Annotated in this window: 9 protein-coding genes and 3 pseudogenes; 5 read left to right on the top strand and 7 right to left on the bottom strand. The window is 67.8% G+C overall.

Annotated elements, in window-relative coordinates:
* Window positions 1-103: 103 nt before the first annotated feature.
* Window positions 104-3,289, bottom strand: a complete 3,186-nt coding sequence (locus ACWEK3_RS35165) for a VPS10 domain-containing protein (protein ID WP_453251542.1) — start codon at window positions 3,287-3,289, stop codon at window positions 104-106.
* A gap of 511 nt (window positions 3,290-3,800) precedes the next feature.
* On the opposite strand from ACWEK3_RS35165, the pseudogene ACWEK3_RS35160 reads away from it, so the two are divergent.
* Window positions 3,801-4,175, top strand: a pseudogene (locus ACWEK3_RS35160) (hypothetical protein); the annotation flags it as partial.
* A gap of 352 nt (window positions 4,176-4,527) precedes the next feature.
* On the opposite strand, the gene ACWEK3_RS35155 reads toward ACWEK3_RS35160, so the two are convergent.
* From ACWEK3_RS35155 to ACWEK3_RS35130, 6 genes and pseudogenes are all read right to left on the bottom strand, one after another.
* Complete coding sequence (locus ACWEK3_RS35155; protein WP_453251541.1) at window positions 4,528-5,139, bottom strand: class I SAM-dependent methyltransferase; 612 nt, start codon at window positions 5,137-5,139, stop codon at window positions 4,528-4,530.
* Window positions 5,136-5,591 (bottom strand): DUF6069 family protein, encoded by a 456-nt coding sequence (locus ACWEK3_RS35150; RefSeq protein WP_453251540.1) that lies wholly within the window; start codon window positions 5,589-5,591, stop codon window positions 5,136-5,138. Before ACWEK3_RS35150 ends, ACWEK3_RS35155 begins: the two co-directional genes overlap by 4 nt.
* A gap of 298 nt (window positions 5,592-5,889) precedes the next feature.
* Window positions 5,890-6,888 carry an RNA polymerase subunit sigma-70 gene (locus tag ACWEK3_RS35145; protein ID WP_453251539.1) on the bottom strand — a complete coding sequence of 333 codons (999 nt, stop codon included), beginning with the start codon at window positions 6,886-6,888 and terminating at the stop codon, window positions 5,890-5,892.
* Between the two features lie 97 nt (window positions 6,889-6,985).
* A pseudogene (locus ACWEK3_RS35140) lies at window positions 6,986-7,174 on the bottom strand (IS5/IS1182 family transposase); the annotation flags it as partial.
* 371 nt (window positions 7,175-7,545) lie between these two features.
* The gene (locus ACWEK3_RS35135) at window positions 7,546-8,859 is read right to left on the bottom strand and encodes a vanadium-dependent haloperoxidase (protein WP_453251538.1); all 1,314 of its coding nucleotides are present in this window, start codon (window positions 8,857-8,859) and stop codon (window positions 7,546-7,548) included.
* Between the two features lie 995 nt (window positions 8,860-9,854).
* Window positions 9,855-11,405, bottom strand: a complete 1,551-nt coding sequence (locus tag ACWEK3_RS35130; protein ID WP_453251537.1) for a M20/M25/M40 family metallo-hydrolase — start codon at window positions 11,403-11,405, stop codon at window positions 9,855-9,857.
* A 466-nt stretch (window positions 11,406-11,871) separates the two neighbouring features.
* Here ACWEK3_RS35130 and ACWEK3_RS35125 point away from each other — a divergent pair, with 466 nt between their 5' ends.
* The 4 genes and pseudogenes from ACWEK3_RS35125 to ACWEK3_RS35110 all read left to right on the top strand — a co-directional run bounded on the left by ACWEK3_RS35125 (window position 11,872) and on the right by ACWEK3_RS35110 (window position 16,184).
* Entirely contained in the window at window positions 11,872-12,345 is a 474-nt protein-coding gene (locus ACWEK3_RS35125; RefSeq protein ID WP_453251536.1) for a DinB family protein, read from the top strand.
* A 126-nt stretch (window positions 12,346-12,471) separates the two neighbouring features.
* Window positions 12,472-12,570 (top strand): annotated as a pseudogene (locus ACWEK3_RS35120) (IS5/IS1182 family transposase); the annotation flags it as partial.
* A 224-nt stretch (window positions 12,571-12,794) separates the two neighbouring features.
* Window positions 12,795-13,388 carry a hypothetical protein gene (locus tag ACWEK3_RS35115; RefSeq protein WP_453251535.1) on the top strand — a complete coding sequence of 198 codons (594 nt, stop codon included), beginning with the start codon at window positions 12,795-12,797 and terminating at the stop codon, window positions 13,386-13,388.
* Between the two features lie 510 nt (window positions 13,389-13,898).
* A complete protein-coding gene (locus ACWEK3_RS35110; protein WP_453251560.1) occupies window positions 13,899-16,184 on the top strand; it encodes a family 20 glycosylhydrolase in 2,286 nt (761 codons plus the stop codon).
* Window positions 16,185-16,360: the final 176 nt, after the last annotated feature.

The raw sequence follows: 16,360 nt of genomic DNA, 5'->3' as shown, positions 1-16,360 counted from the left end.
CGAATGCCGGGCCGGCAGTGACCGTGTCGCGGTCAGTGTGCCGGCCCGGCGGCGCGATGTGCGGTGTGCCTCAGGTGCGCATCAGATGTTGCTCAGGTGTGCCTCAGACGGCTGAGCAGTTGATCTGCGCCAACTTGTGCGAGGCGAGCAGTTGGTTGAAGTTCGGCACGTCGGTGTCGACTGCGGTGCGGAGCTTCTTCAGCTGGGCCTGCAGCTCCGTGTTCAGGGCCTCGAAGACCTGCTCGGTCTGGTCGGTGGGCCGACCGTCGACGCTTTCGAGCACGGCGTGCAGTGAGGCGATCCTGTTGTTGAGCTTGATGCCGAAGTTGAGTGGGTCCTGGTTGGCCTGCAGTTTGGTCTGGTACAGCTCGTTCTGTACGGCGTTGAGTGTCTTGTTGAGCTGCGTGCCGGCCTGGGTGACGTCCGGATCGTTCGCGGCGGCGACCCGATCATCCACCTGTGTGGTGCATGCGCGGATGTTGACCACGTCCTGGTTGGCGTCGTCGGTGGCGTTCCGTACGGCGAGGTCCAGCTTGAACTGCGATGCGATGTCTGCCTCTGTGACATGGGTGAGCCGGGAGTCCTTGAGGATGTCGAAGGACTGCTGCAACGACTTCCCGTCCACCACGAGGCGCACGGTGTAGCTGCCGAGCGGTGCCTTCGGACCCTGGTTGGTACCGCTCCAGTAGATCAGCCCGGGGAAGCCGGCCGCGTCCGGGTAGCGCATGTTCCACGTGGCCGTCCTGCTCCCCGCCGTGGTGGGCACGTCGTTGCTGGCGGCGACGGTGCCGTCCGCGGCGACGAACTCCACCTTCGCCGAGGTGACGTCCTTTTTGAGGGTGTAGTTCACTGAGACGTTGTTGCTCACCGAACGTACGACGTTGTTCGGGTCGTGCACGACGGCCAGGTCGTTTTCGGCGTCGTCGGCGTGCGTGGTCGGCGGGACCACCGCGGCCGGTGGTGACACCTTCGCGATCGGCGTCACCGGCGGGACGGTCTGGTGGAAGTCCGCGATGTCCTCCGGCGTGGTGTTGGGGTTGAGCCTGCGCAGCAGCTCCGCCCCGTCGTCAAGGACGTAGAAACCGCGGCCCTGGGTGGAGATCACCAGGTCATTGCCCTTGACCTTGAGGTCGTAGGCGGTGACGTCGGGCAGGTTCAGCCCCAGCGACTGCCAGTGGTCGCCGTCGTCGAACGACACGTACACGCCGTGCGCGCTGGAGGCGTAGAGCAGTCCGCTTCGGACCGGGTCCTGACGGATGCTCCACAGGTAGTCGTCCGGTGCGAGGCCGGTGGTGATCTTCGTCCAGTGCTTGCCGCTGTCGTGGGTGCGGTAGGCGATCGGGGTGAAGTCCTGGTGCTTGTAGCGCTGTCCAACGAGGTACGCGGTCTTCTGCGCGGCCATGTCCTGGCCGTTGGCCTTGGTGGAGTGTCCGGCGTCGATCATGCTGACTCGGGTGAACTTCTCCAGGTCAGGTGGGGTGACCTCACTCCACTTACCGCCGCCCTTTTGGGTGAGCCAGACCCGACCGTCGTCGGTGCCCGCCCAGATGAGGTTCTTGTTCAAGGTCGACGGGGCGATCGAGAACACGGTGGCGTAGTACTCGATGCCGGTCTGGTCCAGGGTGATCGGCCCACCGGAGTCACCCATGGTGGACGGATCGGCGTAGCTGAGATCCGGGCTGATCTCCTGCCAGGACTGCCCGCCGTTCGTCGACTTCATCACGTGTTGCGAACCGGCGAAGACGGCGTTCGGCTCGGCCGGGTTGGTCACCAGCGGGTACGACCATTGGAAGCGGTACTTCAGCGCGCCGGCCGCCGAGCCCATCGGGTTGTCCGGCCAGGGGTCGATCCGTCGGCTGCCGACGGCGCTCTCACCGCTGCGGTCGAAGCGGCTCATCGAACCGGTCCACGGCCCGCAGCAGCTGCCGACGTAGAACACGTTGGAGTTGCTCGGGTCGACGGCGATCGGTCCGCTCTCGCTGCCGCCGGTGATGTCGACCATGTCGGTGCCGCCGGTGCTGGACACGCAGGTGGTGCCGCGGTCCTGCTGCTGGCCGCAGATCAGGTACGGGTCGTTGTCAGTGGTGACCAAGCTGTAGATCTGGGCGGTCGAGTAGTTCTCCGCGGTCCACGACGAGCCGCCGTTCGTGGTTACGGTGCCGCCGCCGTCGTTGCCCTCGACCATCCTGTTGTTGTTCTTCGGGTCGATCCACAGGGCGTGGTGGTCGCCGTGCGGCAGGCCCCCCATGGCCGAGAAGGTGGCGCCGCCGTCGTTCGAGCGCATGAACGACACGTTGGGCGCGTAGACCCGGTCCCGGTCGACCGGGTCGGCGATCACTCGGGTGTAGTAGAAGGCGCGTTGCCTGATGGCGTTGTTCTTGTTGACCAGCTTCCAGGTGCGGCCCGCGTCGTCAGAACGGAACAGCCCGCCTTCCTTCGCTTCCACCAGCGCGTACACCCGGTTCGGGTCGGCGCCGGAGACGCTGACCCCGATTTTGCCGATCGGCGCGTCCGAGGGCAGCCCGAGGCGGGAGGTCAGCTCGGTCCAGGTGCTGCCGCCGTCGGTCGACTTGTAGAGCCCGCTGCCGGGGCCGCCATTCGTCATCTTCCAGAACTTGCCTTGGACTTGCCACATCCCGGCGTACAGCACGTTCGAGTCGGACGGGTCCATTGCCAGGTCCGGCGCACCGGTCTGGTCGTCCACGTACAGCACGCGCTTCCAGTTCTCGCCGCCGTCGGTGGAGCGGAACACGCCACGCTCGGTGTTCTTGCCCCACACGTGCCCCTGCGCGGCGACGAACACGCGATCACAGTGGTCCGGGTCGACCTGGATCCGGCCGATCATCTGGGTGTCGGCGAGTCCCAGATGCTTCCAGTTCTTGCCGCCGTCGGTGGACTTGTACACGCCGTCGCCCGGGATGATGTTCCCGCGCAGGTCCACCTCGCCCATTCCGATGTAGACCACATCAGGGTCGGCCGGACACACCGCGACCGCACCGACCGACGAGCTCGAGATCTGCCCGTCCGTCACCGGTGCCCACCCCGTGCCGCCGTCGGTGGTCTTCCACAGGCCGCCGCCGGTCGCCCCGAAGTAGTACTCGTTCGGACGGGCGGAGCTGCCGCCGACAGCGATCGAGCGCCCGCCAAGCTGCGGGCCGACGTTGCGCCACTTCAGGCCGGAGTACAGCGAGGGGTCAACGCCCTTCGGCGCCGGCGGCGCGGCGGCCTGTGCGGCCGGCGCGCCGAGAGACAGCCCGAGCAGAAGTGCCGCCGCTCCGGCAATCCGCATGAATTGCCGCTTCACTTGGGCACCCCCCGACGAAGACGCGACGGGTGCGCCAACGCGACGCGGCGAGTGACGTTGGTTCTGGCTGAGGTTGGGGGAGACTTCCGTATGCCGCGTAGACCGTTCGGTGAAAACGCCATCATGGGTCCGCTCCTGTCCGAGCGGAGACCGACATCCGCAGCGCTCTACCAGCCCCGGTAAACAGGCATGGCAAAGCACACCGTAAAGCTCACACCGTAAATGCCCGTCTCCACTCTAGTGACATGTACACGTGGGGGGCGCCCAGGTATTGGAACACCGCCACAACCCGGCGTCAACGGGGCGGGTGGTGTCAACTCGTTGCAGCAACAACGTCGGTGAGGGCGCATTGGAAGGCATCTTGTGCGGTGGATGAGGTGGCCGAGGCATCGGCGGGGCTGGTTGTTGATCTCCTCTGCGATGGCGATGCGGTAGGAGTGATGCTCGGTGATCTCGGTGGCGCCCTTGGGGCAGGTAGCGGCCGATGACGTGCAGTCTTCGGTTGCAGTTCAGGACCGCTTATGGTGAGTCGCCGTTTGCGTATCTGATGACGCGTCGGATCGAGCGTGCGGCGGCGGTGCTGCGGCGTGGCGACCTCAATGTGATCGAGGTCTGCTTCGCGGTCGGCTGTGCGTCCCCCCGCCTCACGCAGGCAGCCACCCAGGCCACCACGGTGGGACATTGTCCGGCGGGCAGTTGCCATTGGTGTCGTTCCCCACCCCGAGTGGGGTTCCCAGCCAGGCGAAGTGCATCAAAGTCAGCGCGATCAGTGCTGCCAGGAAGACCGCAGGTGGTATCAACAAGTTCAGGTACCGGCGCTTCTGATGCCGCAGCATGGCTGCAGGCAGCGCCCACGCACCCAAGCCCGTGAATCCCGCCGCGAGGACCGTCAGCGGTGCTTCCCAGGTCCACAGATCGAACATGCTCGGGTGCTCCCGCAGGATGACGGCGCAGGTCCGGCGCGCCGCGCGAGATAGCCGGTAGGCGCCGTAGCCCGCAAGCGCCCCTGCAATCAGCGTCAAGCAGCCTGCCATCCAGGGCGGATTGGTCTGTCTTTCCATGTCAAGGCTTGACGCACCGCAACGCTGCGAGGTTCCTCTTGTCCGAGCCGGACCCGGGAAGTGGCGGCTTGCCGCCCGCCTCAACCCTGTATCACCACAGATCAGGGGCTATTCCGTTGAGCAGTGGCGGGCCGGGTGGCGGGGCTCAGCGTCGCGTCGCTGTCACGAGTCAGGCGGAGGCGCGGAGGTGGACGCCTGCGGGCTGCTCGTGGGCGGCAAGAGCGCGGGTGAACGCGGCTCGTACGCTGTCGGTGCTGCTCGGTCGGTCCGCGCTGTCGACGCTGCTCGCGGAGTCGAGCAGCGTGACCAGGTGCTGGCCGGGGCCTGATCCGAGCAGGTGATCGGCTGCGTCGTGGGCGTCGCGTCCGAAGTCGCTGAGGCCCCGAACCGGCTGATGGCGACGTCGAACGCGGATGCGGGCAGAGGATGGATCTGGGCGTTGCCCTGCTCGAAGGTGATCCGGTCCAGGCCCTCCTCGGCGGCCTGGGCGCGTGCCCTGGTGGGCATCGGCCCGGAGATGTCGAGGCCGAGAACCGCGCCGCGGAAGGCAGCCTTGGCGGCGAACCGGGTGGCCTGGCCCGCGCCGCAGCCGATGTCAAGCACCCGGTCCACGGGGCCGATCCCGGCGGCTTCGAGCAGCGGTTGGTTGAAGTCCTTGTTGATCGCGTTCCAGCGATCGTGGTGATCGCTCCAGTGCCGGGCAGCACCGGGGGCCACGTTAGTGTGCTCGCGCATGCCCTTGCGCCGCGCATTGTTCCGTCGCGCGATCGTCAATCGGTCCGGGTGCGGAGGCTCCGCGCCAGGGTGAGGATCATCACCGTCGCAGGGACGAGGTGTAGCCCGAGGAGGGCGGTGGTGGTGGCGGTGTTTGCCCCGGAGAAGAGGGGCGGGGCCAACGAGATCGCGGTCAGCGACACTGCCGTCCACACGAATCGCTCGGCGGGGCGAGCGCTCCAACGAAGAAGAGCGACGGCAATGACGATGCCCACGACCGAGAAGAAGCCGGTCACTACGGCGAACCCGGACAACGGGATCGGCTCGCCACCATCGGGGACCTCGAAGTCGACGCCGACGGCCTGCGCAAGCGCAGCGGCGAGGGTGGTGGCCACCATCGCTGCGAGCGTGGCAATGAAACCGGTGCCGGCGAGCCCGCGGAGTCGGTGGGTGCGGCTCGTCTGGCCCGATGCCGGGCCTGCGACGATCCCGTTGTCATTCATGCTGTTCATGTCGTTACTCCATCAATCGGTAACGGTCGTACGGGATGTGTTGACTGGCATGTGACGGTCCTGGCCCTGGGGGTGACGATGCGCACCCTCGCCGTGCGTCGGCCAGGGTTCCGCAGGGCGCGGACGCCGGTGCCGCGGAGCCGGAACCCGGCGTCGCGTCCGAGGACGGGCCCGGGCTCGCCGTCGCGTAGCTCCAGCTGCACCCGCCCGCGGGTGACGACGCCGAACGCGTCGCACCCTTCCGCCGCGATCATCGCGACACGCGCGCCACCGCGCAGCGTGAGCGTCCGCACCGGGACTACTCCGTGCCGTCCGGCGGCAGGCGCTCCGGCAGCCCGAGCCGCGGGAACTGGTCGTCGTGGAACGTGACGATCTCGGTGATGGCTCCGCCGGTGACGCGAAGGACGTCGATCGTCAGCGGCAGGTACGCGTCCTCCCGCTTCCGCCAGAGGTAGAAGGCGACGGCGGGCTGCCGGTTCACGGAGGTGCGGACGGCGCGCAGGTGCTTCATACCCTCGAAGCCGTCCTCGACCCAGCTGTTCACGACCGTGTCGCGGCCGACGTACAGGCCCGGCGTGGGCGGCATCGAGCACCGGACGTCGTCCCGCAGCATCGAGGCGAGCGTCGGGACGTCCGTGGCCACGCTGGCGTCGGTGTAGCGGCGTACCAGCTCGCGCGTTCCGACGTCCTGTTCGCCGCCGGTCCAGTCCTGCCGCTCGGCGGGCAGGTGCTCCCGCATGCCGGCGCGGGCCCGCTGCAGCGCGCTGTTCACGGAGTTGACGGAGTCCCCGAGGAGCTCCGCGACGTGCTTCGCCGGCCAGCCGAGCACGTCCCGCAGGATCAGCACGGCCCGCGGTCGCGGCGCGAGGTGCTGGACTGCGACCAGGTACGCCAGCTCGATGGTCTCCCGCGCGACGGCGACGGTCTCCGGCTCATCCGCGTCGCCCGCGGGCAGCTCGTCGAGGAGCCGGTCCGGGTAGGGCTGCAGCCACAGCACCTCGCCGCCGGTCGCAGGCTCCGGGCGGCACTTGGCGAGCAGGTCCAGGCAGGCGTTGGTGGCGATCCCGTACAGCCAGGCCCGGAACGTCGACCGCCCCTCGAAGGTCTCCCGCCGCCGCCAGGCACGGAGGAAGGTTTCCTGCACGGTGTCCTCGGCGTCCTCGAACGACCCGAGCATCCGGTAGCAGTGCACGTGCAGCTCCCGCCGGTGCCGCTCCGCCAGCCCCGAGAATGCCGGCTCGTCGACCTCGCCCAGCTCGCTTCCGCCCAGCTCCTCCAGCCGCGTGTCCGCACTCATCACGTCATCCTTCCGCCTCGTCGTGTCCCGTCGTAGGTGTGACGGGTGCGGGCGCGAAAACTCATCACGGGGGTCGGTCGGCATGGCTGAGCGTTTCTCATCCTTGGTAGGTCGGGTTTTCGACGTGGTGGAGAACGAGGATGGCCTGCAGCATTGCGGTCGTCCGGGAGGGGCTGCGGCGCAGCTTGGTCAGGATTTTCCAGGTCTCGAGGGTGGCGACGGCGCGTTCACCGCGGCAACGGATCCGGACGTGGTCCTTGTTCATGGCCTTCTGCCGGCGCGACAGGAGTACGGCAGTTGGGCTGACAACGTGGTGAAGCCCCTGGTAGATGGGTTTTCGACCAAGAGAAGCTCGCGGCCGGGTTCGGCGTCGGAACCACGACGGCCCACCGCTATGTCACCGAGGCAGACGGTCTCCCGGAACGCGACCGGCGAGCCGACCACCGTCGGCGGCCCCGAGCCCGACAAGCCACAGTGAATTCCCCACGCTCCGGATTCGATGCCGCATTTCCTGTCACTTTTCGGCCAATGGCGCGGGGTGGTTCATCGCGGCGGGCTTCACGGCGTGGCGGGTGTTCCAGGTGGAGCGGGACCGTCGGCGGGTGCACGCCTCGGCGCGTACTCGCCGACGGTCCTGGCCGTGAGGGTGTCAGGGCATCAGCGCGTGCCGGTCTGTGGGCACGTGGGCCGTGTGGTCGGTGAGGTCTGGGCGTGCGATGGACGCAGCGGCCGGAAGTAGTGGGTGACCGCCCAGACGCCGATGCGGCTGCCGGTCTGGCACCCGGCCACGTCCGCGGAGCGGGAGTGGATTCCGGCCCAGACGCGGGCGTTGATCATGTCCTCGTTGAGCCGGTCGGCGTATTGGTAGTGACGTGTGGTGCCGGTGGCCTCGGAGAAGAGGGTGAGGTCGAGGCGTGTGGTGCCGAGGAGTCCGCTCAGGGTCTGGGTCACGGCGCCGGCGACCGCGGCATGGCCGCTGATGTAGTCGGGGTGCGGTGGAGTGGGGAGCAGTGGCTGCCACAGCGGGTCGGCCGCGGTCGCGGGATTGCCGTCGGTGTCGGCCAGTTGGATGGCCGTGATCGGCCGCCAGCGTCCGTAGTGGAGCTTGGCGTTCCAGGAGGCGACGACGGCGTCGGTGGCCGAGGTGTTCGCCGCGGCGAACAGCCGTGCCGTCTCAGTGATGCCCAGGTGGTGCCGAGCCGTGTAGTCTCCGACCGCCGCCTGGATCTGCACCGCCAGGTTGCCGCCGAAGAACAGGGCGGTCTCGGTCTGGAACGCGGTGCGGGGCGACCCGGTCTTCGTCCCCATGGTCCTTACCTCGTTCACGTCCCGGGCGTAGCGGGCCGAGGACAGCGCGGGCGGGGCCCCGGGACGGAACTGGGCCGGGGAGGTGAGCAGCATCGGGCGCAGTGTGCCGAGCCAGGGGTCGATGAAGGGCTGGTGGCCGGGTGGGGTGGGCCGCCAGACGCCGGGCGCGGGCGGGGCGGTGAACTGCACCGGTGCGTCCCGGCCGTCGCCTTCGCGCAGGTCGATGAGGTGCTCGGCGGCTCGCTCCCCGAAGGCCACGCCCTGCGTCTTGGGGCTGCCCTCGGGGATTTTGGCGAGAGATTGGGCGTAGGCGGCATCGAGCGGGGCGTGGGAGGCGGGGAAGTAGGTGACCAGCACGCGGTGGGCCGCGGCCACGGCGGCAGCCTCGGGTGACGCGGTGGAGGGGCCGCGCACCTGCCACTTGTAGGGGGCGTAGTCGCCCCGGATGCCCACCACGGCGTTGTAGACGGCAGCCGAGACGAACCCGTGCCAGATGACCACCTGGCCCGAAGGGCGGGCGGCGCCGAGGTTGGTGCCGATGGTGTCGGTGGCGATCGTGTTCCATTCACGGATCGCGGCGGGGTCCGCCGCGGGCGGCGCTTGGCTGCCGGCGGTGGCTGGGGGTCCGGTCAGGACCGTGACGAGCAGAAGGAGGAGTGACATGACGGCGCCTACGGCAGCCGGTCTGCCCGAAGTGGAAGTATGCATAACTGACATAAAGACTATAGGTTCTGACGGTTACGCAGATGTGGTTCCTTGGTGCCGACGCCGGCGAGGCGGAAACCGGGCGCCAACCGGGCGGCCCGAGGCCGCCCCGCGCGGCGACTCCATCCGGGTGTCATGGTCAGCTGATGCGGAACGCGTACCCGCCCACGTCGTGACGGTCCGTCAGGGTCAGCCTCCGTGGCCGAGACTGCGGCTGCACGCCGATCCGGTGTCCCTGGGACACCACAGGCCGGCATGCGCTATAGTGCCCGCGCCTCGCGGGCCCTCGTTTCCCGCATACTTCTTTGATTCGCTCCGCAGTGCTGTGACCTGCGGAAACAGTGTGACGTGCGGGGCGGTGGGGACGGTTGAGGAAAAAGCTGGCGCCGATCCGGCCTCCGGCGGGCGTGTAGGGAGATGAAGGCCCTCGACCTTCGTCAACGAGTCCGTCACCGGGAACCTCCGAGGAGGCCTCGGCCTTCAGGCCGGGGAGGAATCGGACCCCTGCGGAGCAGGGCAAGGAACGGCGATTCGCCCCCGGGGCGGATCGCCGCCCGCACGACCGCGTAGGCTGTCCTTTGCGCGTTGCGAGAACCAAGCACGTGCAACCTCCTTGAACTTGCTTCAAGACCCCGGGCTGGTTTCAACCCGGCTGGTGCTGATCGCAGAAGACTCGATCGTTCGCTGAGCGACCGAGCAGCGTGAGCCAGGAATCTCCCTGTCTTCAGCGGGGAGAGGATTCAATTAGCCCGAACACATGGTGCGAGATGGACACAGGTCCAGCTCCCGAAGAGGTCAGACAGGCCCTGCCGGCCCAACACGGAGCCGCTCGTCTTCGTCTTGCGAACAAGGAGGCAAGCCTCGTTCCCGTGCTGCGGGCCCTGCGCGGGACCCAGCCCTGTGCTGCCGGGATCCGCGCAACCGCAGGCGCATGCCCGTCGGCGATCGACCCGTCAGCTGAGGAAGCGGGAGAACATCCGGTACATGAACGCGGTTCCCTGCCGCAGCGCCTCGACGTAGATCCGTTCGTTGTTTCCGTGCATCGTGATGAGCTGGTCGTTGTCGAGCACGTACGGGTAGACCCCGTATCCGGGGATGCCGCGCTCGCGCCACGGCGCCAGGCTGGTGCCTGCTTCGAACAGGGCCGGCGCGAAGACCGCGCCGGGGTAGGTCTCGTCGGCGGCGCCGGCCAGAGCGCGGAACAGCGGAGTGTCGATGTCGGCCGGCGGCGTCGCCCAGCTCTTGTCGAGCTCGTCGAGGTACTGCTGCTCGGTCTTGCCCGCCGGGGCGGCGAGTGTCACCTGGATGCCGCGGGGGGCCGTCATCTCGCGGACCTGGGCGAGGAACTCGCGGGGCTTCTGCCCGCCGGGGATGCCGCGGCAGTTGATCCGGACATGCGCCGAGGACGGGATCACGTTCTCCTTGTAGCCGGAGTCCTCGATGACGAACGCGTGCGTGGTGCGGAGCAGGGCCTGGTGCAGCCACGGGTAGGAGGACTTCGACACAACGACGCGCGCGGCCCGTTCCCGTGCGTTTTGGCTGTGTGCGGAGAGCATGAGCTTGATGGCGCGGGCGAACTCCGCGTCGTCGGTTGCCTTCGCCAGCGCCGTGAAGTACTCGCGCGTCACTGCGGTGAGGTGAACCGGCGCGAGCCAACTGCCGAGTTCGGCGACCGCCCGGGACAACGTCACGATCGCGGCGTCGGGGTTGGGCTTGGAGGAGTGCGTGGCGGTTCCGTCGGCGGTCAGGTCCAGGTTGAAGTAGACCTTGTCCTGTCGGGTGGCGGTGATCAGCATCGGGGTGGTCTTGTCCTTCTGCGCCAGGAACCAGCCGCCTTCGGTGAGGACCATGCCGGCGTCCACCTTGTCCCAGTGGTTGGCTGCCAGCCACTTCGACCCGAACGAGCCGGCTTCCTCGTCGCAGTCGGTGAGAACGATGATGTCGCGCTCGAACCGGGACCCCTCGGAGATGTGCCGCAGCAGAGCGCTGATCGTCGCCGAGTTCGCACCCTTCATGTCGAGGGCGCCGCGGCCGTACACCTCCCCGCCCCGCACCGTGCCGGAGAACGGATCGACGGACCAGTTCTCCCGCTCGACCGGCACCACGTCGGAGTGGCCGAGCATCAGCAGCGGCGAAGCGGAGCTGGTGCCGGGGATCCGCGCGATCAGGTGCACGTTGTTCGGCTGCGGAGTGTCGATGATCTGTGCGGGCACCCCGGCGTTCTCCCACACCGCTTTGAGCATCTCCGCGTGCGGGCGGGTGTTCGCGCCTTCGCCGTGGTTCTGTGTGTCGTAGGACAGCATCCGCTGGAGCAGGTTGAGCGGGTCCTTGTCCGCTTCCGGCACCGCGGTCGCGGCCGCCGCCGGACTCAGGGTCGCGCCGGTGAACAGGCTGATGCCCCCCAGGCCGGTAGCGCCAAGAGCGGCGACGCCGACTCCGCCAAGGAAGGTGCGGCGGCCCAGCCGCGCTCGGGTCACGGCAGACATGTCACGTGAATCGTCCATGTTCTTCTCCCTGTTGCACGGGTGGTTGGCATTCGAGCTTCACGATCACGCTGGTTCAGAGGCAATTGGTAAGGAGCGTCGCAGTCGATGAGCGGGGCGTCGCAGTCGGTGAGCGGTATCTAATCTGCGACGAACGGCGCCCCCGCCCTGCCCCCATGACGCGGATGCTCCGGGCTGGTGCCCCTCGGGTGGGACATCGTCTGGCAACGCTGCTTCCGGCTCGCCCACGCCCGGCCACAGCAACCGCGCCCCCAGGCGTCCGGCCGCCCTGCGTAGCCGACCCCTTCTCCGCATCTTCGCAGGTCATCCGGCAGGAAGGCGGCGGCCGCCCCGCCCCGGCGCTCCAAGGCCGTATCGCCGGGCTGGCGCACGGGTCCCACTCACCCTCCGACACCGACAGGCGGAGTCATGTACGACGTCACAACACTGCTGCGCGAATACGACCGGGCCCGCCTTCACCGACGAGTTGTGGAAGGACCTCACTCCGGACGAGGTGGTCTGGCGACCGCACGAGAACTCCAGCGCCATCGGCTGGCACCTCGGTCACCAGGCCCACGTCGCCCACTTCATGATCCGCAATCTGACCGCAGCCGAACCCAGCCCGGACCCTGCGCTGGACGCGCTGATGGACTCCGTCCTGCCCGAGCAGTTCCGCGGTGCGCTGCCCACCGTGCGCCGCCTGGCCGCGTTCCGCGAAACGGTCGCCGAAAGCGTCCACGCCCGCATCGGAGCCATCGCGGCAGGAAAGGTCAGCGCCCCCAGCCAGATGACGATCGTCGCCGCCCACCTGCTGACCGCGCTCATCAACCACGAGTACCAGCACGACCAATGGATCAGCGAGGTCCGCTCCGACAACCTCGGCCACGCCCTGCCGCCGGACCCCAAATCGGATCGCCTGCACCGCATCGACGGCTACCTCGTCCTCACCCCCCGCACCTGACCCCCTTACCGCGCCAGGCAGCCCGGGTGTCCACACCAAGGAGCATCGCATGGCCCGACTTGATCGGAGCCCAGGAGGCAGCTGATGACGCGAAGCCTGTTGACTCTCGCCCGGAAGCTGAAGCTCGTTCCGCAGCCGAAACGGTGGAGAGTCGAGCAGACCTACGGGATCTTGATACTGCACCGGCGCCTGGTCCGCGACTACGAACATCGCCCGGCCTCCTCGCCGCCTTCAACCAGGCCACCGGCCCACTCCGGGCCCGCGACGTCTGCGAAGCCCCCGACCACGAACTGCTGCCCAAGTAGGTCGAAAGCACCCGAGCCAAGCTGAAGCGCCTGGTCAAGCTTGGCATCCTCACCGACATCGATACCGGCAACTTCGACCGGCAGGGCGGGCTCTCCAGGGGCGGGTCATGAGAAGGTGCGGTTCGACCCAGCAGAGGGGGGAGAATGGGGCTGACCTACGGCTACGACATCTACCTGCGTCCCCGGAACGTCGCCAGGGCGCTGGCCAATCTGGCCGAGCTGGCGCCACCGACCCGTGATGTGCCGCCGCTTGAGCTCACACTGCCCGGCGGTGACCGGCTCGCCCTCCCGTTCACGTCGCACTTCAACAGCGAGCCGGTCGACTGCTCCACAAGCAGCACGCTCGAGCTCGACACGTCCATCATGTTCGGCGTCGATGACGCGGTGCCCGAATACGGAGAGACGCACGGCCATGAGACCGAGGAGGACGGGCGAGTCCAGATCGGGTACGTCTACCTGACGATCCGGTTCGAGTGTTTGCTGCACCCTCGTTACACGGCAATGGAGTTCTGGGCAGCGACGTCGGCGATGAGCCGCATGTTCGCGCGGTCGGCCCGCGTCAGAGAGGTGTTCACCGGCCTCACCGCCGCCAGCGGCGGAGTGTGCTGCCTGTTCGACACCGGCGACGGCGGCCCCCGAGCAAGTGTGCTGGCTCAACGGCGAGACGACCCAGGAGATGGTCTCCGGTCCCCGCTTTCCAGATCGGCGAGCCCTTGTGGCGACTTGGCCCGACCCTGACCAGTGAGCACCGGTGCCCTTCGACGCGGCACAACCCCGAACCGACCACCCGAAAGCAGTCTTCAGGGGGAGCCCGTGCATGCCTTGGCCGCCGTCAACGACGGTTCCTCGGGAGAGGGTTGGGGACCGAAAACTTCCACCCTCGCCCACACCGTCAGGCGACAGTGAAATCACAGAAATCCTCACAAACCGCCCTCTTGAAGTCTCAAAGTAGTGACCCCCAAGGGGCTTGGGCGGTGTGTCAGTCCTGCACGCCGGCCCCTCTTGTCAGTCCTGCACGTTGACCCCCGCTTGTCAGCCCTGCACGCTGCTCCCCTCTTGACCGTGGCGCTCGCACGGGCCACACTCCCATCAACTCTAGACCGGTCTAGACCAGTTGATGGAGGCATTATGTCAAAATCTGGTCGCCGTGCCGTCCCTCGTCACCAAGGGTCGGCGAAGTTACGAGTATCGGGACTCGCTGGCTGCCTCGCAGCCCTGACGGCATGCTCGGTGCTGGTGTCGCCCGCAATGGCGAGTGAGGCAGGCGCGAAACCTACTGTTCGGACCACGCCTGGGGAGGGCCAAAGCGACGTCGCCGACCCACGCACGACCCTGCTGCCGGTTCCGCAGAACTGGGAGCCCGCAGGGGGGAAGCTCACCTTGGCGAACACGACGAGGGTCGTGATCGATCCGACCACTGCCGGCCGCTGGACCGTTGTCTCGGGCATGACGACAGAATCCGACCCCATTGTGTCGACCCGGCCGCTGCGCGAGGTCGCACGGTATGCCGCTCGAGACATCGAGGCCCGCACGGGTGTGCGCTTGCCCCTCACTCAAGCGAACAGTGCGAACGACAACGGCATCCAGGTGGCCCTCGATGCGGCTCTCGCACCCGAGGTCGGCCCCGAGGGGTACCGGCTGGAGATCGGTCGAACGGTGCGGCTCACCGCGCCCACGGCCAGTGGCATCTATTACGGGTCGCGCAGCCTGATCCAGTTGCTGGTCGGGAGCGCCGACCAACGCACCCTGCCCACCGGTGTCCTCACTGACCGCGCCAACACCACCGTGCGCATGAACACGATCGACGTGTCCCGTGAGTACTGGGAGCCTCGCGCCGTGGCCGACGTCATCCGACAGATGGGGTACCTCAAGCAGAACTACCTGGTGCTTCACGTCGATGACGCCGAGGGCTTCCGACTCAACAGCCCCAAGTACCCCGGGCTGGCCGAGCCGGGCTTCAGCTACGACCGGGCTGACATCGAGAGTCTCGACCGGATCGCCCGGGAGAACAACGTGACCCTCGTTCCAGGTTTCGAGCTGCCGGCCCATGTCTCACCCAAGTCGGCCTACTTCCACGTCGGCATGGCAGACGGCCCGCATGAGGTCGAACCGGGGTTCGGTGAGCGCGACACGGGCGCGACTCCGCAGAACACCTGCCAGGGCTACAGCTACAGCCACCTGACCGACGACTTCACGTTCAACCTCATGAACCCGAAGGCCCTCAAGGTCTCCCAGGAGATGCTCGACGAGTTCCTCCCCTGGTTCTCCTCGCCATGGGTCCACCTCGGTGGTGACGAGATGCCCCCGAACATGAACCGCTGCCCCGCTCTGCGGGACTACGTGGCCAACTCGAACGGCAAGTACGCCACGACGGCCGATGTCGAGATGGAGTTCATCAATGAGGTGAACGACCACGTTCGAGCCAAGGGCCGCACCTCGGTGATCTACAACGGCTCCGAGGCGTCGGCGCGCAACATCCCGCTCGACACCAACGTCATCGTCATGGACTGGACCGGCAGCGGAACTGCCGACCACCTGAAGCCCTACGACAAGATCGTTGCTGACGGCAACTTCCTCTACCTGGTGCCGGCTCGTTCAGGCCGCCCCAACCAGCAGCGCATCGCCCAGACGTGGACCACACCCACCGACCCGAAGATCCTCGGGTGGGGCATGCACGTCTGGGGTGACGACTTGGGCTGGGCTGAGGGCCAGTGGCTCGAGTCGCAGTCGATCATGCCGAGAGGACGGGTCGCGGACCGGCAGTGGAACACCCGCCCGCGCACCCAGACGGAGTACGCGGCATACGAGGCCACCATGCAGACCATCGGCACCGCACCGGGATACACGGGCGTCCGGCAGCCCAACGCCACCACGAACGCCCGACCGATCCACCAATACGTCATGGATCCGGAGTTCCCCCGTGGCACCTATGACGCGCACACGTCGAACAACCGACGCGGAATCATCGACCGATGCGACCTCAGCGGGATGACCCCGCTGTCCGTCTCGACGCGCTCAGCCACCGACCCGGACAAGGGCCAGGTGAAGGTCATCGACTCCGGCGGCTACTGGCTCGGGGCCTCCAACCTGACCGGACCCTGGTCGGTCACCGGCACCGCCAAGGTGAGCGGAACGGTGACTCTGCTCGGCCAGGTCGACTCCACGAACCGGGTCACTCTGAGCCCGACCGACGTCACCGTGCGCTGGAACGGTGTGACCCAGAGCTTTGGTCGTGGCCTCGGGTCAGGACAATGGGCCGACTTCGCTCTCACCAGCGACGGTTCGACCGTCACGCTGTATCTCGGCGGTGAGCGCGTCGGCACCGTCACCAGTGAGCTGACGCTGCCCCGCTCGCGGGTGCTCTACGGCGCGTCCGGCACGACCCTCGCCGCCCTGGACATCTACGCACAGCGCCTCACGGCCGACCAGGTGTCCTCCGTGCGGACGCAGCGTCCCGAGGCTGTTTGCGCGACCTACCCCGAGGCGCCGACGCTGCCCGCGCCTCGGCCTGCCGGACCACCGACACGTAGCTGAGGAGGGCCCTACTGCTCATCGCTCAGGATCTCGCCCGTCCTCGACAGTCCCGCAACGAAGATCGCGACGACGAGCCACGAGCGTGAACATCTCCTGAGTGCGCATCGGTGTGCCAGACGGCTGCTCCGGCGTCGGCAGCGCGTCGGCTCCTTCGAGGTGCATCAGCGTCGTGCGCC

The sequence above is a fragment of the Streptomyces sp. NPDC004721 genome, from assembly GCF_053601495.1.
The sequence above is the reverse complement of the archived record's forward strand: the minus strand, read 5'-3'. Positions and strand labels throughout refer to the sequence as shown.

Bases quoted from the DNA above. Each gene is read 5' to 3' on its own strand.
- ACWEK3_RS35130 (WP_453251537.1), bottom strand. From the start codon at position 11,405: ATGGACGATTCACGTGACATGTCTGCCGTGACCCGAGCGCGGCTGGGC.
- ACWEK3_RS35110 (WP_453251560.1), top strand. From the start codon at position 13,899: ATGGCGAGTGAGGCAGGCGCGAAACCTACTGTTCGGACCACGCCTGGG.
- ACWEK3_RS35165 (WP_453251542.1), bottom strand. From the start codon at position 3,289: ATGCGGATTGCCGGAGCGGCGGCACTTCTGCTCGGGCTGTCTCTCGGC.
- ACWEK3_RS35145 (WP_453251539.1), bottom strand. From the start codon at position 6,888: ATGAGTGCGGACACGCGGCTGGAGGAGCTGGGCGGAAGCGAGCTGGGC.
- ACWEK3_RS35135 (WP_453251538.1), bottom strand. From the start codon at position 8,859: ATGTCACTCCTCCTTCTGCTCGTCACGGTCCTGACCGGACCCCCAGCC.
- ACWEK3_RS35150 (WP_453251540.1), bottom strand. From the start codon at position 5,591: ATGAACAGCATGAATGACAACGGGATCGTCGCAGGCCCGGCATCGGGC.
- ACWEK3_RS35115 (WP_453251535.1), top strand. From the start codon at position 12,795: ATGGGGCTGACCTACGGCTACGACATCTACCTGCGTCCCCGGAACGTC.